The following is a 20,603-nucleotide window of genomic DNA, read 5'->3' on the forward strand; positions in this document are numbered from 1 at the left end:
GGCAATCGTTTTGCAGTTTTTACCGGGCCGAAACAATGCGGCCTAAACACCCCCTAGACGCGTAGGCGGTAGCCGCGCTTAACCACTGTTTCGATCATTCGAGGATCCGGGAGGGCGCGGCGCAGCCGGCTGACCGTCATATCCAAGGCGTGTACGGAATCTTCTTGGCTCAGTAATTGACCTAAAGCATCTCGGCTCAAGACCTTGCCGCCAGCATTGAGCAGCGCGCGTAGGAGCAAGAGGGGAGCGGGGGCTAAGTCAATTGGTGTTCCGTTGACCCGCAACGACTTTCCGCGCAGCTCTACCGAGCCCGCCGCTGTTGTGAGTAGCTTTACGTGGTTCTGACTCAAATGTTCGCTGACCAAACGGATCAACGCACCCATCCTGAACCGTTCCGGCACAATCGGTTCCACACCGACGTCGAGCAGTGGAACTGCTGTTACGGGCCCCACAGCCGCTGCCACTACGTTCGTTTTGAGCGCATGAACTAGCTGGTTGTAGAGGCCCAGTTCGTGAGCGGTGCTCCACATCGCATCAATAGCTGGCGCGCTAGTGAACGTGATCAGGTCAAGGTTCCCTGCCACCGCGGCCTCAATCAGGCGAGGCAATTGGTCTTCACCTTCGGGCTTAGCCCAGCGGTACGGCGTTACCGTAAGCACTGTTGCACCGGCCATACGAAGCCGCTGAAGCTGACGTGCATCCGTGTAGCCGTGCAATTGCATGGCGATGCACTTCCCCCGGACACCTTCACGAAGCAGCATGTCAACAAGTGTTGAAGTAGTTTCGTCGCTGCTAATTCCGACGTCGGCAAGACCTGCAGCGCGGACGGCGCCCCGGGCTTTGGGGCCGCGAACAAACATCCTCGATGCACCGAGAACTTCAAGGAGCCGTTCCCCGTCCCCTGCAGCGTCGGCGGCTTCGCACCAGCGGCGCATTCCGTAGGCAGTGGTGGCAATACAAATGTCCGGTGCTGCCGCGATGATGGCGCGGGTATCAGCAATGAGTTCCGTGTCCTGGTTTACCGGCTCAATTTTCAAGGCCGGAGCATGCATCACTTCAGCGCCGCGCCGTTCGAGTGCTTCGATCAAATCCGTGGCCCGGCGGTGGGAGGTGACACCAATCCGGAAGCCCTCCAAGGGATTCGAGACCTCTGGTCCAAGCTCATCTTTAGCACTGGCAGGTGTGTTTGGTGCTGCATGGCTTGGGTGGGAATTCAAAGGCATACGTTCCACTGTAGATGTGCTCATGAGTTAGGCCCCCAAAAGTGACGCGGCAAGTTCTTGCAATGTTTCGGCGTCGCCCGTGGCGGCGCCAAGGGTCCGGCCACGATTTTGTTCGGCAACCCGGACTACTTCACCAATCACCAATACTGCAGGGTTACTGCACTTTGATGAGGCATCCACCAGAGTTCCCAAGTTTGCAGTTGTGGTTCTTTGACCCGGGCCGAAACCACGCTCAATGACTGCTGCTGGAGTGGTTTCCGAAAGCCCTGCGCGGCGCAAACCTGCCACCAGAGAAGGGAGCGTCCCAATGCCCATCAAAACCACAATGGTGCCACCCAAACCGGCCAGGTGCTGGTGCTCTTCTTCGTTCAGTGGGGCATGCCCAGACACCACTGTAAACAGGTGACTGACGCCCCGGTGGGTCACAGGAATTCCTGCCGCAGCCGGAACAGCAATGGCACTGGTGACTCCGGAAATGACGTGTACAGGCACACCGGCAGCAACACACGCCGCAACTTCTTCACCGCCGCGACCAAACACAAAAGGGTCACCGCCTTTGAGCCGTAGAACGTTGGCCCCAGAAAGCGCTGCGGACACCATTTGCTCTTCAATACCGGCCTGACTGACCTTGTGATGCCCAGGAGTTTTGCCCACGTCGATCAGCTCCGCCGTGCTCAGCTCGGCCAGCAAGTGGTGAGGGGCCAAACGGTCGTAGAACACCACGTCGGCATCCCGCAGAGCGTTCAGCGCACCGAGGGTGAGAAGGTCCTCAGTTCCCGGCCCGCCGCCCACTAGGGTGACGTGACCTGCGGGCCCAGCAGGCGGCTCGATCGCCACCGGGATACCGGCTGCGCGGCACCGGTTGAGCAATGGTTCCCAACCCGGCTGACCGTCGTCGACTGCTGCCACAAGGAAAGGATGTTCGGGCAACGGGCCGTCAGTGCTCTCACCCTGTGGGGTGCTGAGTCGAAATACGACCGCGCCGGCTGCCTGGTAGCGACGCATGGCTTGACGGGCTACTTGCTCGGCTCCGATGAGGAGCACTTCGCGGCCCGTGAGATCGATTGAAAGCTCCATGATTACACCTCAGTCTCTTGCGTGTGGCGTGAACGAACCCGGCTGGTTGCTCCTAGTTCGGATGATCCTGCCGGTTCTAGTACTCGTGCTGGTGCCAGTAATCCTGCTGGTTCGGCGGAACCTGGCCGTAAGGGGATGGATGCTCCGATGAGGACAGGCTCTTTGGCTGCGGCGGCTTTTTCTTCTGCAGTGGCTGGCCGCATCTGTCCCCGCTCATCCGGGACAAAAGTAATCGAGTCATCCTTTTCGTGTGGGGCATTCACAAAGGAACGGAAACGGCGCAAGCGCTCGGGATCCTTGAGAGTCTCAGCCCATTCGTCCACGTAGCTTTCAACGTGCTGGGACATAGCGGCTTCTAGATCCGCCACAATACCAAGGGAGTCGTTGACCACCACGTCTTGAACGTGTTGGATGCCGCCCTCGAGTTCCTCTTGCCAGCGGGCTGTGCGCTGGAGGCGGTCTGCCGTGCGGATGTAGTACATAAAGTACCGGTCAATGTACTTGATAAGTGTTTCGTCATCGAGATCCTTGGCCAGGAGCTGAGCGTGCGCCGGAGTGGCTCCGCCATTGCCACCCACGTACAGGTTCCAGCCGTCAGCCGTAGCAATCACACCAACGTCCTTGCCACGTGCTTCAGCGCATTCACGGGCACAACCGGAGACACCCATCTTGAGCTTGTGAGGGCTGCGCAATCCGCGGTAGCGCAGCTCCAGCTGAACTGCCATGGCCACCGAGTCTTGAACACCGTAGCGGCACCAGGTGGAGCCCACGCAGGACTTCACAGTGCGCAGAGATTTGCCATACGCCTGCCCGGATTCGAAGCCAGCATCAACCAGTTCTTTCCAGATTTCCGGTAGTTGCTCGAGCCGGGCGCCAAACATATCGATGCGCTGCCCACCAGTGATCTTGGTGTACAGCTGGTATTTTTCTGCCACGGCGGCGATCACACCGAGCTTCTGCGGGGTGATCTCTCCGCCGGCGATGCGGGGGACTACCGAATAGGTGCCGTCCTTTTGCATATTCGCCAAAGCGCGATCGTTAGTGTCCTGAAGGGTTCCGCGACCGGCATCGAGCACGTAGGCGTTGTTCTGGCTGGCCAGAATGTTGGCGATGGTCGGCTTGCAAATATCGCAACCGGCACCGGTGCCGTACTTGTTCATAATCTCTTCGAAGGAGCTCAGGCCGAGCACGCGCACCGACTCAAAGAGTTCTTGACGAGACAAGCTGATGTGCTCGCACAGGGCCTTGGAAACTTCCACACCGTTTTTGCGTAGCTCTGTTTCCAAAAGCTTTTTGATCAGTGGGACACACGAGCCACACTGGGTTCCGGCCCGGGTGCAGGCCTTCAGGCCAGTCACATCGGAGACGGGATCTGATCCTTCGCACGTTCCACAGCCGCCAATGGCGTCCCGAATAGCCCCGGCGGTGACGTTTTTGCACGAACACAAAGTGGCGTCGTCTGGCAGTTCCGTCTCTGGAGCGCTTCCACCGGCGGCGCTCAAATAGGCGCCCGGCTCGGCTGGAAGCTCGCGGCCCAAGAGCGGACGCAACGATGTGTAGGCCGTGGCGTCGCCAACAAAAATGCCACCCAAAAGGGTTTTGGCATCGTCAGTGGTCACAATTTTTTGATAAATCCCACGCGCCGGGTCAGCGTAGACGATCTCCAAACTGTGTTCAGCCGTGGCAAAGGCGTCACCAAAGCTGGCCACGTCTACGCCCGAGAGCTTGAGCTTGGTGGCGGTGTCAAAACCGGGGAAAGTCGCCTCGCCGTTGTGCAAACGGTCCGCAACGATTTCGGCCATAGTGTTGGCCGGCGCCACCAGACCAAGGCACATACCTTCAAAGTTGGCCACCTCCCCGATAGCCCAAATGCCAGGTACGTCTGTGGCGCAAGCTTCGTTAATGACCACGCCGCCGCGAGGACCCAAGGAGAATTGCTGCCCTGTGCCGTTTTCTGCCTGGCTGTTTTCTGCGCGGAACAGATCATCACGAGGTTTCACACCAACGGCAGCGATCACCAAGTCCGCCGGAATGACACGGTCATCGGCCATAAGAACGCCAGTGACATTGCCCTCGTCATCACTGTTAATGGCCGCCGGGTAAACGCCGTTGTGAACGGTGAGTCCTTTCGCGGCCACCAGACGACCGAGTGCTTGGCCAGCGCCCTCGTCCAGCTGGGCGTTCATCAACCACTTTCCGCCGCCGATCACCGCTGGAACCGCGCCAAGCTGGGCTGAGCCCGCAGCCGCTTCAAGGCCCAACAGACCACCGCCAATGGTCACTGCATTGACTGGCCGGCCGAGCTTAATCTCGAGCTCCTTGATGGACTTGTTAATGGCCCACACGTCGTCCAAGGTGCGGTAGACATGGGTCAATTCGGAGCCCGGGATGGATAAGCGGGCAGCGTCCGAACCCGTAGCAACGACAAGGTCGTTATAAGGGTACGTGTGGCCGGCAGCTGTGTGGACAGTTTTGTTGTTGGTATCAATTCTCACCACACGCTCGTCGGTTTTCAGCTCAATCGCTGCGTGTTCCCACAAGCTGGTCTCACCTAGAGAGAGATCAACGTCCGGTTCGGTGAGGGCTTTGCTGAGGGCTACCCGGTCGTACGGGAGGTGAGCTTCTTCGCTGAGCACCGTGATGTGCCAGCCGTCGAGCCCGCGGGCCTGCATTGCCTCGGTGAAGCGGTGCGCGGCGGGGCCACCGCCGGCTACCACAACGTGGCGGATGTTCTGCGGGTGCAACTGCTTTTCGGTCACGGGGATGGCCTTTCACTTCAGCCACAGCTCGTTCACCGCGGCTCGTGCTTCGAGCCTAGGCAACTGCCATTGCCCAGCAGTTTCTCTTGTGTAACAGCGCATTAACTTTCTTGTCACGCTGAGGTTTCGGGCTCGGTGAGGTGGCTTTTACGTAAAAGACACATTGAACGCATCGCCGTGAAACACCGCTTGCCTAGCCTGAAAACACAGCCTTAGCAGGCCCACCCGGAAGGACATTCATCATGAGCAGCACCGCAGTACTCGAATACAACGTCACTGACATTCAGGCGCCGTCCGTTGCTGGGCCCGAAGCGGCTAGCTCGTGGTTGAGGGTTTGTGCCACCGAGGATCTTGAACCGGGCTGGGGCGAGGCAGCGTTGATTCAGGGCCAGCAGGTTGCGCTGTTCCGTATGGCCGATGGTTCGGTTTTTGCTGTTTCCCACACAGACCCCGCCACTGGTGCACAAGTGATGGCTCGCGGAATCGTTGGGTCCAGGGGTGAGCGCTTGACGATCGCCTCGCCACTTCACAAAGACGTTTACGATCTCCAGAGCGGTGAGTGCTTGTCCAATCCCGCCCTGCGGCTGACCGCATACCCCACACGCCTCACTGAGGGCTCAATCGAAATTCAGCTAGCCGCCTAGGGCGTTTTACTCTGGGCGCTGTCTGGGGATTTTGGAACACTTTTTGCCGAGTGCCTGGTTTTGGCTGGTGCTGGCGCTATTGCTTGTCCTGTGGCTGTCCACCCGGTGACCTAGTCCCGGCACGCTTCAGGGCCAACGTAAAAGCCTGGCGAGAACGCACCAGATCCCTTGCTCGCGAACAACAGTCGTTGAGCCAGCCACCAGCTAGCGAAGTACCTACAAACCGAGAGCTTCGCGCACGTCCTCAAGTACGGCGTCGAGCGCTTCCCGGGCGTCTTGACGTACGGCAGGTAACTCTGCTGAGGAGCCCACCGGGCGGATGACCTCTAGGTAGCACTTGAGCTTCGGTTCGGTGCCGCTGGGACGAATGATGACCCGTGTATTGTCGCGGGTTATAAACAATAGCCCGTCAGTGGGGGGTAGCTCCTCGGTACCTTCGGCAAGGTCAGTAAACACATCAACTGTAGAGCCAGCGAACGACTGTGGCGGTGCCACGCGCAGACGGTTCATCATGGCATCCAAAAGCCCTAAATCTGCCACTCGAACACTGAGCTGGTCGCTCGCGTGCAGGCCATGGAACAAGTAGAGCTCATCCAGGGTGTCAAAAATCGTTTTTCCAGCAGCCTTTGCTTCGGCTGCAAGCTCGGCAATCAACACTGCAGCGGAAATACCGTCTTTGTCGCGAACTAGATCGGGCGCCACGCAGTAGCCCAGAGCTTCCTCGTAGCCGTAAACGAGCCCGGGCACACGGGAAATCCACTTGAACCCAGTGAGAGTCTCGCAATGTGAATAGCCGCCAGCGGTCGCAATGCGCGCCAGTAGACGCGAAGAAACGATCGAATTGGCAAAAACGCCGTTCGAGGCGGTTTCGGCGTCGCCACTGAGTTCCGGAACCTGGCCAGAGGATGCACCAGTGGAAATGCCGGCACCATCGATAGCAGCTTCGTTTGAAGTACCGTTAGCCAGCCGGGCCACCACGTGAGCACCCAACAAAGAGCCCACTTCATCGCCGCGGAGCATTCGCCATTCGCCCGTGGCAGGGTCCTTCGCCGCCACAGCTGCGCGGTCAGCATCAGGGTCATTGGCCAGAACGATATCCGCGTCCAACTCAGCGGCCGCTGCGAGTGCCAAATCCAGCGCGCCAGGTTCCTCCGGGTTAGGGAATGCCACGGTGGGGAAGTCAGGATCCGGTTCGGCCTGTTCAGCAACCAAGCTAACGGCGGTAAATCCGGCAGCCGCCAAAACGTTGATCGCGGTTTGACCGCCCACCCCGTGCATTGGCGTCAAAACGATCTTCAAATCCCGCGACGGGAAGCGCTCGGCTTCAGCCAAGCCAGCCACCGCGGCCTGGTATTCAGAGGCAATGGATTCGGGCAGAACCGTCCACCCTTCCTCCGCGAGCTGGATGCTGTCCAAGGAACCAACCGCTTCAATGCGGGCTGCAATTTCAGCGTCGTACGGTGCCACAATTTGTGAACCACGGCCGCTCTCTTCCACAGCGCGGCCGCCCAGATACACCTTGTAGCCGTTGTCCTGGGGTGGGTTGTGACTTGCTGTCACCATGACGCCACCGTCGCAGTCCAAGGATCGCACCGCGTAGGCCAGCAACGGTGTGGGCAGCGCGGACGGCATCAGAAACGTTTGGATCCCGGCCGCGGTAAAAATTGCGGCCGTTTCTTCAGCGAAAATGTCTGAGTTATATCTAGCGTCAAAACCGACGACGGCGCGTGGCGCCGTACGTGCATCGGAGGTTTCGGCGTCGTTCACTTTTTCGGTGAGAAACTTTGCCAACCCCGCTGCGGCGCGACGCACCACCACACGGTTCATACGCATTGGACCAGGGCCCAGTGCTGCCCGAAGACCAGCTGTTCCGAACTGCAAGGTACCTGAGAAACTGTCCTGAAGCTCCTGGAGCGCGGCCGGATCTTCCGCCGACCTGGCAACAAGGGCCTTGAGCTCAGCGGCGGTGGCCGGATCCGGGTCCTGGGAAGCCCACTCGAGGGCGTCGTTACACAGTTGCAGTACGTCGGCGTCTGGAAGCGTCATAGCTCTAAAACTATCCTCAAATCGGGTGGGAGTCGCTGTGCAAGTGAACTAGAGCTTGGCGATGATGTCTGCGAGCAAACGGGAGATCCGTGGTCCTGCAGCCTCGCCAGCTTCGAGAACTTCGGCGTGGCTCAGCGGTACGGGGCTGATTCCGGCGGCCAGGTTGGTCACCAAGGAGATGCCGAACACCTCCATTCCGGCGTGACGGCCGGCAATCGCTTCCAAAGCGGTGGACATGCCCACGAGGTCTGCGCCGATGCGCTTGGCGTACTGAACTTCAGCCGGGGTTTCGTAGTGCGGACCTGTGAACTGTGCGTAAACGCCCTCGTCCAAAGTAGGGTCAACCGACTTGGCCAGATCGCGTAGGCGTGAGGAGTACAGGTCAGTCAGATCAACAAACGTGGCACCTTCGAGCGGGGAAGTGGCCGTGAGATTGATGTGGTCGCTGATCAGGACGGGTGTTCCCGGCGCCCAGTTTTCATTCAGGCCACCGCAACCGTTGGTCAGGACAAGTGTTTTACAACCGGCGGCTGCAGCGGTACGGACTCCGTGAACCACAGCGCGCACGCCTTTGCCTTCGTAGTAGTGCGTACGAGCGCCGAGAACCAGAGCGCGCTTACCTTCTTTGGTGAGAACAGAGCGAATGGTGCCGGTGTGACCCACTACTGCTGGAGCCGAAAACCCGGGCACGTCTGCCGCATTTAGTGTTGCAGTGGTCCCGCCAATCAGCTCTGCGGATTCACCCCAACCTGACCCCAAAACCAGGGCTACGTCGTGCTGCGCTACGCCAGTTTGGGCGGCGATGTAGTCTGCGGCGGCTTGGGCGGCGTCAAAAGGCTCAGAAATAGTCACCGGATCAAGGTACCCGTGTTTACGCCGAATGCACAGTAACTCTGCCCGGGTAACTCCGATTTGTGCGTCAATTGCTGGGATTTTCATCACCCGGAACCCGCCTGAAGTGGAAGTGCACCTGCACATAGGCGAGAATGGATCGTGTGACGAGCCAACTTGATTTCACTGTCCCCCGTATTGCAATCCTCGGTGGAGGGCCTGGTGGTTATGAAGCGGCAATTGTTGCAGCATCCCTCGGCGCCAAAGTCACCATTATCGAACGCGCCGGACTCGGCGGTTCCGCAGTTCTGACGGACGTTGTTCCCTCAAAAACTCTGATCGCTACGGCTGATCTGATGACCCGTGTAGGTGAGGCGGGTGCGCTGGGCGTGAAGTTTGACGTCGACGGCGGTGACTGCGTCCCGACCATGCGCGCTGACCTGAAGCAAGTGAATGACCGGCTTTTGGGCCTAGCTCGCGAACAGTCCCGGGACATTCAGTCCGGTCTGGAGCACCAAGGGGTGCGAGTACTGATCGGCTCCGGGAAACTTCTGGACAACAAAACCATTGAAGTTCTCACCGCTGAAGGCACGGAGACCATCGAAGCGGACGCGATCCTGCTGGCTGTTGGTGCCCACCCGCGCGAACTGCCCACAGCACGTCCAGACGGGGAACGAATCCTCAACTGGGCGCAGATTTACAACCTCGAAGAACTTCCCGAAGAGCTGATCGTTGTAGGTTCGGGCGTTACCGGTGCGGAGTTCGCCTCGGCCTACAACGGTTTGGGTTCCAAAGTCACATTGATTTCCAGCCGTGACCGTGTGCTTCCGGGCGAAGACTCAGACGCTGCTGAGGTTCTTGAAGAAGTGTTTGAACGCCGCGGTGTGCGGGTTTTGGGCCGTTCGCGCGCAGAAACGGTTGAACGCACCGAGGACGGCGTTGTGGTGACCCTAGGTGATGGCTCCACCGTGACCGGCAGCCACTGCCTCGTCTGCGTTGGTTCCATTCCGAACACCGCCGGTATTGGTCTTGAAGAGGCCGGTGTGGCACTCACCGAGAGTGGCCATGTAAAGGTCGACGGCGTCTCCCGCACCACCGCGCCCGGCATTTACGCTGCGGGTGACTGCACCGGTGTTTTTGCTTTGGCATCAGTTGCTGCCATGCAGGGCCGCATAGCGATTGCCCACTTGATGGGTGACGGTGTGAAGCCGCTGCGTATCAAGCAGGTTGCTGCCAACATCTTCACCTCGCCGGAAATCGCGTCTGTGGGTGTTTCCGAGGCTGATCTGGCCGCTGGTAAGTATCAGGGTGATGTGGTGAAGCTGTCACTGCAGTCCAATGCCCGCGCCAAGATGCGCAATCACAAAGACGGCTTTGTGAAGATTATCGCTCGTAAGGGTTCAGGCACCGTGATCGGTGGTGTGGTAGTTGGCCCGAACGCGTCTGAGTTGATCTTCCCGATCGCTGTTGCTGTGGCGCAAAAGCTTCACGTAGACGACGTCGCCAGCACCTTCACCGTGTACCCCTCGCTGAGCGGTTCAATTTCTGAGGCTGCCCGGCGCTTGCACGTGCACATGTAGCCTGCACGTTCACATGTAGAGTGCCGTGGCGTGTCGCTGTTCAATGGCCAACAGAGGCCAAGCTGTGCCTAAGCAGCGGTGGGTTGAAAGTGCTGTTCGATGATGGTTTTGATGTCCGAGTGACATCCTCCGCACCCGGTTCCGGCGCGGGTAGCTCGAGAAATTTCAGCCACTGAGGAACAGCCCTGAGCGGCGGCTTCGCCAATTTTTTGGACGCTCACCCCGGCGCACCGGCAAACTGTCGCAGCCGGATCATTCAGCGTAGCTGAGCCACCGCCGGGTGTTGGAATGCTTGCTGCTGCGCCATCGAGGCGCAAGAGTAGCGAACGGTCAGCGGGGAGCTCTGCGCCGCGTTCAAAGAGCATCACCAGCTCCGAGGCCGTGCGGGGCATACCCACGCAGACCATGCCTTCGAGGACGCCGGCACGGGTGGTCATTTTGACGTAGCGCCCGTGCTCCGGATCTGCCCATTGTGAAACGCTCAGTGGCGGCTGTCCGGGCGCTGTTCCTGCACTGAGTGCTTCGGCGTCCCAAGGGTCAATCATGTTTTGACCGGCCAAGGCCAAGTTCACACCGCGGGCTTTGAGCAGGATCAGCGCGGGGCGCTCGGGGGCAATGTTTTCTTGTGGTTCCCCAGGCACGTCCAGGATGCCAGCGCAAGCACTCAGGAGTTCTTGGGCGAGCCACTCGGCTTGCCGCCAGGCGGGGCCGATGAGTCCAGTGGGCCCGGGGGAGTGCAAACATTCGGCACACTTAGCCTCAGGGCAGCGAACCTCGGCGCAGTCACCGATGGCATAAATTGACGGTTCATGGTGAGCTCTCAGCCGGTGGTCCACCAGGATTCCGCGAGCGGTGGGCAGCCCTGCGCCTTCGGCGAGCTCAATGTTGGGCCGGACGCCGCAGGAGAGCAAGAGCAGGTCTCCCTCGATCGACTCGGCTTTTCCTTCTTGAGCTTCCAGGATCAAGGCTTTAAAGGCGCCCGTTTGAGGGTCGCATTCAACGCCCGTGGAGCGGGCGTTTGCGGAGAGGGCAACGCCTGAATTTCTGAGGGCATCGCCTAATACGCTTCCGCCACCGCGGTCAATGTTGCGCCCCAAGGCGTGGGGACCGTTGAAAACCAGAGTTGCAGCTGCCCCTTCTTCGGCCACTGCGATGGCAGCTTCGAGGCCCAATATTCCGCCACCTAAAACAATGACCCTCCGGCCCGCTGATACGGCGCTGCGTAGAACCTCAGCGTCCGCCAAAGTTCGCAAGGTGGTCACACCTTGTGGCAGGCCCGGGTTGCGCGGGTCCGGGTTTAGCCCGGTGAGGTTCGGAATGACGGCTTTGGAACCGGTAGCCAGCACCAGCCGGTCAAAGTTCAACGTTGTCCCATTGGCCAAGAGGACCCGACGGCGGGCGCGGTCCACCCGGGTGACCCGCTGATTGCGGATGAGGTTCACACCGGAGGTGAGCAGTTCTTTGGGGTCCGTGAGCTGTAGAGCCTCTGCCGTAGTGCGGCCAACGCCAAGATCGGCTACCAGAACCCGGTTGTAGGCGGCTTCTTCCTCTTCACCGATGACCGTCAGGTGAATTGAACCGGTGGACACCGCTGGGAGTAGTTCATCAACCAAACGGGCGGCCACCGGCCCAAAACCCACCACCACAATCCGCAGTGCGGCACGCGCCCTCGGGCCCGTGCTGGATGGTTCCGGCCCCGGCTGGCCCCACGGAGTTGAATCAGCGGTCATCAGAAAACACCTACACTTTCGGCAGACGGCGGACTTGTTGTGGCACGGTTGGAGTCCTGTAGGGCCTCAACGGTTACCACCGAGGTTTTAAATTCGGGCATCCCGGAGATCGGGTCTGTAGCGGAACTGGTGAGACGGTTAGCGCTACCCAAAGCGGGGAAGTGGAACGGTAAAAAGACTGTGTCAGGACGAACGTCGGCACTTAGTTGCGCACGGCACTGAACTTCGCCGCGACCGTTGGAGACACTGACCCAAGTGCCGTCGGCAATGGACCGGGCGGCAGCCGTTTCGGGGTGAATCTGCAATATAGTCTCCGGCTTGGTGGCCAGTAATTCACTCACTCTGCGGGTTTGCGCCCCGGACTGATAGTGCTCCAAGAGCCTGCCGGTAGCAAGGAATAGTTCACTTTCACTCGCCGCGGTGCCCTGGCGCCGCGGGGCAAGCCGCCGTTCACGCGGGGCGTTGTTGCCGGTCCGCCGAGGCTTGACCGGCACCAAAACCGCGTGCCCGTCACTGTGAGCAAAATTGTTTAGGAACAGCCGTGGTGTCCCGCCGCTGCTCTCAGTTCCGGCCTCGCCGTAGGGCCAGTAGGCAGCCTCGCCAGCGTCCAGGGCCTCGTAGGTGATGCCAGAGTAGTCAGCGATGCCGCCAGCTGATGCCGCCCGAAGTTCTTCAAAGACGACGCGCGGTTCCTCACTAAATGTTGAGGGGGCGCCGAGCATATCGGCCAGTTGAGCGAAGATCCACAGCTCGCTGCGGGCACCTTCCGGAGCGGTAATTGCCCGACGACGGCGCAGGACGCGGCCCTCAAGGTTAGTGATGGTGCCTTCTTCTTCAGCCCATTGAAGTACTGGCAAAACAAGGTCCGCTTCGGCAGCCGTCTCGGACATAAAAAAGTCACAGACAGCTAGGAAGTCCAAGCTGCGGAGCCCCTCCAGCACCGCTAGATTGTTCGGCGCTGAGACCACCACGTTCGCTGCGTGGACCAAAAACGTCCGGACGCCATCAGTTTTTCCCAAAGACTCGAGAAGAGCGACGGCGGGAAGCCCTGGGCCGGGGATTGAAGCTTCGTTGATACCCCACACACTGGCCATGTGGGCGCGCGCCGCGGGATCGGTGATCTTCCGGTAGCCGGGTAACTGGTCTGACTTTTGACCGTGTTCGCGTCCACCTTGGCCGTTTCCTTGACCGGTGAGAGTGCCGTAGCCACTGGTGGCAGTGCCGGGCAGTCCCAATAGCAGGGCCAAATTGATGGCAGCTGTGGCGGTGTCCGTTCCGTCAGTATGCTGTTCAACGCCCCGGCCGCTGAGGATGTAGCAGCCACGGCCCCGTGCTGCCGTTGCAAGGAGTCGAGCTGTTTCGCGCAACTGGGTGGCAGGGACGCCAGTGATTGAGGCAACGCGTTCGGGCCAAAACTCGGAAACGCTGGCCTGAACTTGTTCAAAACCGTGGGTGCGGTTGTGAAGATAGTCCAGGTCCGCCAACCCCTCGTGAATTGCTACGTGAGCTAGCCCCAAGAGCAGCACTAAGTCCGTGCCGGGAAGCGGTTGGAGGTGAATCCCTGCACCGTCGTGGGTGAACTTAGCCGTAGCGGAAGTTCGCGGATCCACCACCACTAGCCCTCCGGCGTCGCGCGCCGACTGTAAGTGGCGCATAAAGGGTGGCATGGTTTCGGCAACGTTTGAACCGAGCAGCAGAATTGCCTGGGCTCGGCCCAAATCCGCTACCGGGAAAGGTAGCCCACGGTCCATACCGAAGGCGCGGTTACTTGCGGCAGCAGCAGAGGACATACAAAACCGGCCGTTGTAGTCGATCCGTGAGGTCCCCAAAGCTACCCGGGCGAACTTTCCTAACATGTAGGCCTTTTCATTGGTCAGACCGCCACCACCAAAAACCCCCACCGAATCTGCACCGTGCATCTCCTTGCTGCGCTTGAGCTGGGAGGCTAGCAGTTCAAGTGCCACGTCCCAGCTGATGGGCCGGTGGACGCCGTCGGGCCCTTTCTGCAGGGGAGTGGTCAGCCGGTCCGGGTGCTGCAACAGCTGGCTGGAGGTCCACCCCTTACGGCACAGGCCGCCGCCATTGGTGGGGAACTCACGCCCGGATACTTCCAGCACTGAGCCAGTGCCAGCAGTGCTCTTTGCCGAAGTGCCGGTGGGATCTACAGCGGTGGCTGTTAGTGTCATTGCGCATTGCAGGGCACAGTATGGGCAATGGGTGTTGGTAGCAGCTGGCATTAGACGTGACCCATGTGAACGCGCCGGGCGGGATTCAAGTAGCAAACCCAGCAAACGATCAACATGACCACGTAGGCGCCGACAAAACCGTAAAAAGCCGGAGTGTAGGAGCCGCTCACGGTGTTTGAAGCGTTGAGCACCTGGGGAATCACAAAGCCTCCGTAGGCACCGATGGCGGAGATGAGCCCCAGAGATGAGGAAGCAAGACGGGCGGTCTGTTCTGGTGCGGCACCACGGCGGGCCGCCTTGCTGCTCGTCGCGAAGATGACTGGGATCATGCGGTACGTGGCGCCGTTTCCGAAGCCACTGGCCGTGAACAACATTAAGAACAGCACAAGGAATAGGGAGAAGTTCTTCAAAGGCAGAGTCCACACCATGGCCAGGGTGATCGCTGCCATGGCCGCGAGGGCCGTCACTGTCATCCGTGCGCCGCCACGGCGGTCTGCCATACGGCCGCCGTAGGGACGAGCGAGTGAGCCAACCAGTGGGCCAAGGAACGCCAAGGACAAGCCGACTGCGCCAACATGGATGGAGGAAAATTCGGGGAAGTAGTCCTTGATGAGCTTGGGGAACACGCCTGAAAAACCAATAAACGAGCCGAAAGTTCCGATGTAGAGGAAAGACATGACCCACAGGTGCGGTTCACGGAGGGCCGCGAGCGTGCCGGCTACATCACCTTTGGCACTGGTCAGGTTATTCATGCACTTGTAGGCACCGAAGGCGGCCACCAGAATCAGCGGAACCCAGATGAGTCCAGCCATCGGCAGGTTCACAGTGCCAGCGGCGAGGACGGTGATGGCTACCGGAACAATCAACTGCGCGACGGCGGCACCGAGGTTTCCGCCTGCGGCATTCAGTCCGAGCGCCCAACCTTTTTCCCGAGCCGGGAAAAAGAAGGTGATGTTAGCCATGGAGCTGGCAAAGTTGCCGCCACCAAAACCAGCCAACGCGGCTACCAATACCAAAACGCCAAAGGGTGTTTGTGGGTTGGAAACGCATAATGCCAGCCCGATCGAGGGGATCAAAAGCAAAAGGGCTGAGACAACTGTCCAGTTGCGGCCACCAAATTTGGGGACCATAAAGGTGTAGGGGATGCGCAATGTGGCGCCCACGAGGCTTGGGGTGGAGATGAGCCAGAACATTTGGTTGGAATCCAGCTTGAAGCCGGCGGCCGGCAGCTGAACCACCACAATGGACCACAATTGCCACACCACAAAGCCCAAGAACTCGGCAAAGATGGACCAGTTGAGGTTGCGCCTCGCTACGGCGCGGCCTTCGGTTTCCCACTGTGTGGTGTTCTCAGCGTCCCAGTTGGTGATCCACCGGCCTGGCCGGTTTTGCAGTGTGGTGGTGAGATCGGCATGGGCCGTTGTGTGCTGTTGTTGGGCTTGATCGCCTTGTTGTACCGTCACGGGTCCTCCTTGCTGGGTGTACTCCAACGCTAGGAAGTCCGCGTTTCCGGGGATGCCGCCGCGTGTAAACGGCGTGTGACTTTTCCCTATCCCGGGTAATTTAGTGCTGTTAGAGCTTTGAAACCTGTTCGGCCACTAACGCACTTCTGGGCGGGGTGTGAAAAGACAGAGACAAAAAACAAACAAGTGTCCAGATAATGGACAGATTGTCCACTTGGTGGACGGTGGGAACTAAAGTTGAACCATCAATTCAACGCCCCGGCAGCCTCATCGTTGAAGCTGGCGGGCTGGAACGAAAGCCCATCATGACTCCCACGCCATCACCGACGCCGGTAGCGAAAGCACCTAAAGCGAATACCAAGGGTCGCGTAATTTTCGCCAGCTTGATCGGCACCACCATTGAGTTTTACGACTTCTATGCCTACGCCACGGCGTCGGTACTCGTATTTCCCACCCTGTTTTTCCCCAACGCCACAAACATCAACGCAATCCTGAGCTCCTTCGCGATCTTTGGTGTGGCTTTCTTTGCACGCCCTCTCGGCTCCATTTTGTTTGGCCATTTCGGCGACAAGTTCGGCCGCAAGGGTACTTTGGTTGCCTCGCTGCTAACCATGGGTATTGCTACCTTCCTCATCGGATTCCTCCCGGCAGCTACCGGCGGATTTGTGGTCCTGGCTCCGCTGATGCTCGTGATCTTGCGCTTCTGTCAGGGCTTGGCCCTCGGCGGTGAGTGGTCCGGTGCTGCATTGTTGGCCACTGAGAACGCTCCGGAAGGAAAGCGTGCCATTTGGGGCACCTTCCCGCAGCTGGGCGCACCGATCGGCTTTATTATTTCCAACCTGATCTTTGTGGGTCTGCAGTTGGGCCTGACCCCAGAGCAGTTCCAAGCCTGGGGCTGGCGTGTGCCGTTTATCATCTCGGCCGTGCTGGTGGCCGTGGGTCTCTACATCCGTCTGAAGCTTGTAGAGTCCATCTCCTTCCAGAACGTGGTTAAAGAAGAGAAGGTCGCCAAGCTGCCTTTGGCTGTGACTTTCAAGTACCACTGGCGTCCTGTTCTGGCCGGAACCTTCATCATGCTGGCCACCTACGTGCTCTTCTACCTCATGACGTCGTTTACGCTGACCTACGGCACCGCACCTGCTACCGCTGAGGCTGCAGCCGCGGCGGCTGCTAAGGCGCACAAGGCCTTTGACGCTGCGTCGTTTGTTCCTGGTCTGGGCATCGCCCGTACTCAGTTCCAGTGGATGTTGATTCTGGGCGTTGTCTTCTTTGGCATCTTCACCGTGGTCTCCGGACCGCTGGCTGAGAAGTTCGGCCGCCGCAAGTTCTTGCTTTGGGTTTCCGGCGGAATCCTAGTCTTCGGTCTGGCCTGGACCCTGATGTTCGGTCCGGGCGCGGGTGCTGCCATGGTCGGTTTGATCGTTGGATTCACCCTCATGGGCCTGACCTTCGGTCCGATGGCGGCGATCCTGCCCGAGCTGTTCCCAGCCAACGTGCGGTACACGGGCTCGGCCATCGCGTACAACTTGTCGAGTGTTATCGGTGCAGCCCCGGCTTCGTTTGTGGCCATCGCCCTGTGGCAGGTTGGCGGCGGCAGCACCATGTGGGTTGGTATCTACTTGGCGATCGCTGCAGTATTGACGATTGTGGCACTCTTGCTCACTCGTGAGACGAGCAACGTCGACTTCGAGAACAACGTGGCCTAAAGCTGCAAAAAGCAGTCGGTTAATAGTCAGTCAAAAGCCCGGCACACCCAAGCGGTGGGCCGGGCTTTTGACTATTGAACCGTGATGCGATCGGTGCCGGACCTTCCGCTCATCATATTGATGATGATCCGCGTCCAGCGCTCCGATCGTGCCGACGCTCGACGTATGGATGAGCTCTCTGATGAGGAACTCGCCGAGTTAAACCGCCAGCACCTGCAACGGGGCTGAGCCGCAACTTCAGAGGTTTTGTGTTTGCCGTCTTTAGAACGGTTAGTCAGTGATGCTTGCTAGGACGGCGCCAGCGGTCACTGTTTCGCCTGGCTTGGCACTCAAGCCACTAATGGTTCCGGCCTTATGAGCAGTGAGCGGTTGTTCCATTTTCATTGCTTCAAGTACAACCACGAGATCGCCTTCAGCAACCACGTCACCATCTGCCACGGCCACCTTAACGATGGTGCCCTGCATGGGGGAGGTCAGCGCGTCGCCACTCGTGGCCGCCGAAGCACCACCGGAACGGCTGCTGCGCTTTTTGGCCTTCGCCGATTTGGCTGGCGCCTTGGAAATCGAACCAAGGCTCGCTGGCAGGCTCACTTCTAGTCGCTTGCCGCCAACTTCAACAACCACCGTCTGGCGTTCGGTGCCTTCGGAATCGGTGGTGCCGGTTCCGCTAGGTGTCCAAGCCGGAATGGTGTTGTTGAAGCCTGTTTCTATCCAGCGAGTGTGCACGGTAAACGGGCCCTCGCTGGGGGCGAACGCGGGATCTTCAACCACTGCCGCGTGGAACGGGACCACGGTAGGCATACCGGTGATTTTAAGTTCGGCCAAGGCGCGGCGCGAGCGTTCAAGGGCTTGCTGGCGGGTGGATCCTGAAACGATCAGCTTTGCGAGCATTGAGTCGAAGTTCCCACTGATCACTTCGCCAGCTTCAACACCGGAGTCCACACGGATGCCCGGGCCAGTAGGGAAAGTGATGGTTTCCACGGTGCCAGGGGCTGGCATAAAGTTCCGGCCCGGGTCTTCACCGTTGATGCGGAATTCGAAGGAGTGGCCACGAACCTCGGGGTCTCCGTAGCCCAATTCCTCGCCACGAGCCAAGCGGAATTGTTCGCGGACTAGGTCTAGACCGGTCACTTCTTCGGAGACGCAGTGCTCGACTTGCAGACGAGTGTTGACCTCGAGGAAGGAGATGGTTCCGTCTTGGCCAACGAGGAATTCGCAGGTTCCGGCGCCCAAGTATTTGGCCTCTTTGAGGATTGCCTTGGATGATTCGTACAAGCGGCGCTCTTGGTCTTCGCTCAAGTACGGAGCGGGTGCTTCTTCAACCAGTTTTTGGTTGCGGCGCTGGAGCGAGCAGTCACGAGTAGAGACCACTACAACGTTGCCGTGCGCGTCTGCAAGGCATTGCGTTTCTACGTGGCGCGGAGCGTCGAGGAAACGCTCAATAAAGCATTCGCCGCGACCGAATGCGGCAGTGGCTTCACGGACTGCGGATTCGTAGAGCTCAGGAATTTCTTCGAGGTTGCGTGCCACCTTAATACCGCGGCCACCACCACCAAAGGCTGCCTTGATAGCTACCGGGAGACCGAACTCCTTGGCGAAAGCAACCACTTCATCTGCGCTCTCCACCGGGTCTGACGTGCCAGGCACCAAGGGTGCGCCAACCTTCTCCGCAATGTGGCGGGCCTGAACTTTGTCGCCAAGGGCCGAGATCGCTTCGGGGGAGGGACCAATCCAGGTCAGTCCAGCGGCGATGACCTTGGCCGCGAATTCGGCGTTTTCAGCCAAAAAACCGTAGCCCGGGTGGACAGCGTCTGCTCCCGATTGGCGGGCCACGTCGAGTAGCTTGTCCATCATTAAATAGGACTCTGCGGCGGTGTTGCCACCGAGGGCGTATGCCTCGTCAGCAAGGCGGACGTGCAGGGCGTCACGGTCCGGATCTGCGTACACAGCGACGGAGGCAAGGCCTTCGTCCCGGGCGGCGCGAATCACGCGGACTGCGATTTCGCCACGGTTGGCGATCAGCACCTTGCTCAGCTGGCTCATGGGCGGGCTCTCCTTATATTTCAATACTGCAAGGAGCCTATTACGGCTTTGGTGGTTACGCCCATATTGTGAGCGACTTCCGCGTGCACATAACCAATTCTTTGTAGGGAAGCTACAACTAGGCCGTGTACCGCCACAATTCCGGGAGGGAAACGCCAGTAGTTGTGAGGAGCTCACGCAGCGTTGAAACGGATAAACCTACGACGGCGTGAGGATCACCTTCTACTCCAGCGATAAAAGCTCCACCCAGGCCGTCGATAGTAAACGACCCTGCGCAATGCAAAGGTTCTCCGGTGGCTACATACGCTTGGATCTCCGAATCGAGCATGGTGACAAAATTCACCGTGGCAGAACTGAGCGCGCCGGCCCCGGCAGGGACTGTATCCTCCAGTACTGATTTGCCCTGGGCTATAGTGCTCTGCACTGTTTTTCCCTGTGCAGGCTCTTGCACTGAATCGCGGCAGTCCACTAACCAATGGCCTGTGTGCAAAACACCGCTTTTCCCACTCATCCGGGAGATTCGTTCGATGGCCACTTCGGCAGTGTACGGCTTGCCGTGGGCTTCGCCTTCAAATTCAAAGACGGAGTCGCAGCCCAGCACTAGGGCGCCTTGAGCCTCGGGCCGTGCTGCCACGGCAAGTGCTTTCACTCGCGCTAGCAACAGGGCGGTCTGCGCCGAATCAGCCGGTCCGTGCGCGGCAACTGCCGCGTCCTCATCCACCTCGGAGACCAAAATCTCGTGGTAGATCCCGGCTTCGGTCAAAAGCTTCGCGCGGGCCGGAGACTTTGAAGCGAGAATCAGGCGTACCGGAGTGGCGGGCGAGGTGCCTGCTGCCACTAGAGCTGACCTGGCTGTTGCTGGTGAAGCTGCTGCTGTTCTCCGGTATGTTGAGGCGCCTGGGACTGCTGGACCGAGCTCGACTGCCCAGATTGCTGGGCACCTTGGCTACTCAAGTAGGCCGACTGGCCGGTGGCTCCGGGCTCGCCCTCGCGCAACGGAATGGCAAAAACTGCGGTGCCGTAAGCGCACACTTCAGTCCAGTTAGTACCCATTTCAGAGGTATCAAAACGCATTGCCACAATGGCGTTGGCGCCGCGCTGTTGTGCCTCGGCAACCATTCTGGCCATCACTTCTTGGCGGCTCTCGTAGAGCGCGCGAGTCATTTCAGGAAGTTCACCGCCACCCAAGGAACGGAAGCCGGCGAGCATTTGGGAACCGATGTCGCGGGAACGCACGGTCAGTCCCATAACTTCGCCAAAGACTGCATCAATACGGTGTCCGGGGATTTCGTTTGACGTAACTATCAACATATTT

At 59.4% G+C, this 20,603-nt stretch carries 15 protein-coding genes; 4 read left to right on the plus strand and 11 right to left on the minus strand.

Annotated elements, in window-relative coordinates:
- Window positions 1–53: 53 nt before the first annotated feature.
- Genes ACQQCD_RS03395 through nirB form a run of 3 tightly spaced genes read right to left on the minus strand, consistent with a single transcriptional unit; the run spans window position 54 to window position 5,059 of the window.
- The gene (locus ACQQCD_RS03395; RefSeq protein ID WP_430266983.1) at window positions 54–1,223 is read right to left on the minus strand and encodes a uroporphyrinogen-III synthase; all 1,170 of its coding nucleotides are present in this window, start codon (window positions 1,221–1,223) and stop codon (window positions 54–56) included.
- A gap of 27 nt (window positions 1,224–1,250) precedes the next feature.
- Entirely contained in the window at window positions 1,251–2,300 is a 1,050-nt protein-coding gene (gene cobA, locus ACQQCD_RS03400; protein WP_430266984.1) for a uroporphyrinogen-III C-methyltransferase, read from the minus strand.
- Between the two features lie 2 nt (window positions 2,301–2,302).
- A complete protein-coding gene (gene nirB / locus ACQQCD_RS03405; protein ID WP_430266985.1) occupies window positions 2,303–5,059 on the minus strand; it encodes a nitrite reductase large subunit NirB in 2,757 nt (918 codons plus the stop codon).
- Between the two features lie 242 nt (window positions 5,060–5,301).
- Between nirB and nirD the strand changes: the two genes are divergently transcribed.
- Window positions 5,302–5,703: a nitrite reductase small subunit NirD gene (gene nirD / locus ACQQCD_RS03410; RefSeq protein ID WP_430266986.1), complete on the plus strand. Its 402-nt coding sequence runs from the start codon at window positions 5,302–5,304 to the stop codon at window positions 5,701–5,703.
- Window positions 5,704–5,919: 216 nt separating this feature from the next.
- Here the strand turns inward: nirD and ACQQCD_RS03415 are convergent, their stop codons facing one another.
- Window positions 5,920–7,749: a phospho-sugar mutase gene (locus ACQQCD_RS03415; RefSeq protein WP_430266987.1), complete on the minus strand. Its 1,830-nt coding sequence runs from the start codon at window positions 7,747–7,749 to the stop codon at window positions 5,920–5,922.
- A gap of 48 nt (window positions 7,750–7,797) precedes the next feature.
- A complete protein-coding gene (locus ACQQCD_RS03420) occupies window positions 7,798–8,688 on the minus strand; it encodes a purine-nucleoside phosphorylase (RefSeq protein ID WP_430266988.1) in 891 nt (296 codons plus the stop codon).
- 47 nt (window positions 8,689–8,735) lie between these two features.
- On the opposite strand from ACQQCD_RS03420, the gene ACQQCD_RS03425 reads away from it, so the two are divergent.
- Window positions 8,736–10,160, plus strand: a complete 1,425-nt coding sequence (locus ACQQCD_RS03425) for an NAD(P)H-quinone dehydrogenase (RefSeq protein ID WP_430266989.1) — start codon at window positions 8,736–8,738, stop codon at window positions 10,158–10,160.
- A gap of 68 nt (window positions 10,161–10,228) precedes the next feature.
- Here ACQQCD_RS03425 and ACQQCD_RS03430 read toward each other — a convergent pair whose 3' ends face one another.
- The 3 genes from ACQQCD_RS03430 to ACQQCD_RS03440 are packed head-to-tail and all read right to left on the minus strand — an operon-like array spanning window position 10,229 to window position 15,470.
- Window positions 10,229–11,890 (minus strand): FAD-dependent oxidoreductase, encoded by a 1,662-nt coding sequence (locus ACQQCD_RS03430; protein WP_430266990.1) that lies wholly within the window; start codon window positions 11,888–11,890, stop codon window positions 10,229–10,231.
- Complete coding sequence (locus tag ACQQCD_RS03435) at window positions 11,890–14,127, minus strand: molybdopterin oxidoreductase family protein (RefSeq protein ID WP_430266991.1); 2,238 nt, start codon at window positions 14,125–14,127, stop codon at window positions 11,890–11,892. Before ACQQCD_RS03435 ends, ACQQCD_RS03430 begins: the two co-directional genes overlap by 1 nt.
- Complete coding sequence (locus tag ACQQCD_RS03440) at window positions 14,127–15,470, minus strand: MFS transporter (RefSeq protein WP_430267039.1); 1,344 nt, start codon at window positions 15,468–15,470, stop codon at window positions 14,127–14,129. The genes ACQQCD_RS03435 and ACQQCD_RS03440 overlap by 1 nt, the downstream gene beginning before the upstream one ends.
- A gap of 374 nt (window positions 15,471–15,844) precedes the next feature.
- Between ACQQCD_RS03440 and ACQQCD_RS03445 the strand changes: the two genes are divergently transcribed.
- Together ACQQCD_RS03445 and ACQQCD_RS03450 are read left to right on the plus strand one after the other, a co-directional pair.
- Complete coding sequence (locus ACQQCD_RS03445; RefSeq protein WP_430267040.1) at window positions 15,845–17,245, plus strand: MFS transporter; 1,401 nt, start codon at window positions 15,845–15,847, stop codon at window positions 17,243–17,245.
- An 81-nt stretch (window positions 17,246–17,326) separates the two neighbouring features.
- The gene (locus ACQQCD_RS03450; protein WP_430266992.1) at window positions 17,327–17,473 is read left to right on the plus strand and encodes a hypothetical protein; all 147 of its coding nucleotides are present in this window, start codon (window positions 17,327–17,329) and stop codon (window positions 17,471–17,473) included.
- 42 nt (window positions 17,474–17,515) lie between these two features.
- Here the strand turns inward: ACQQCD_RS03450 and ACQQCD_RS03455 are convergent, their stop codons facing one another.
- The 3 genes from ACQQCD_RS03455 to ACQQCD_RS03465 all read right to left on the minus strand — a co-directional run bounded on the left by ACQQCD_RS03455 (window position 17,516) and on the right by ACQQCD_RS03465 (window position 20,599).
- Window positions 17,516–19,288 carry an acetyl/propionyl/methylcrotonyl-CoA carboxylase subunit alpha gene (locus ACQQCD_RS03455; RefSeq protein ID WP_430266993.1) on the minus strand — a complete coding sequence of 591 codons (1,773 nt, stop codon included), beginning with the start codon at window positions 19,286–19,288 and terminating at the stop codon, window positions 17,516–17,518.
- A gap of 118 nt (window positions 19,289–19,406) precedes the next feature.
- Window positions 19,407–20,126, minus strand: coding sequence for a Maf family protein (locus ACQQCD_RS03460; protein WP_430266994.1), 720 nt, complete (start codon window positions 20,124–20,126; stop codon window positions 19,407–19,409).
- A complete protein-coding gene (locus tag ACQQCD_RS03465) occupies window positions 20,126–20,599 on the minus strand; it encodes a YbjQ family protein (protein ID WP_430266995.1) in 474 nt (157 codons plus the stop codon). Before ACQQCD_RS03465 ends, ACQQCD_RS03460 begins: the two co-directional genes overlap by 1 nt.
- Window positions 20,600–20,603 lie beyond the last annotated feature (4 nt).

Source organism: Pseudarthrobacter sp. J1763 (assembly GCF_050490295.1).
In the GTDB taxonomy this organism is placed as follows: Bacteria; Actinomycetota; Actinomycetes; order Actinomycetales; family Micrococcaceae; genus JBNPEO01.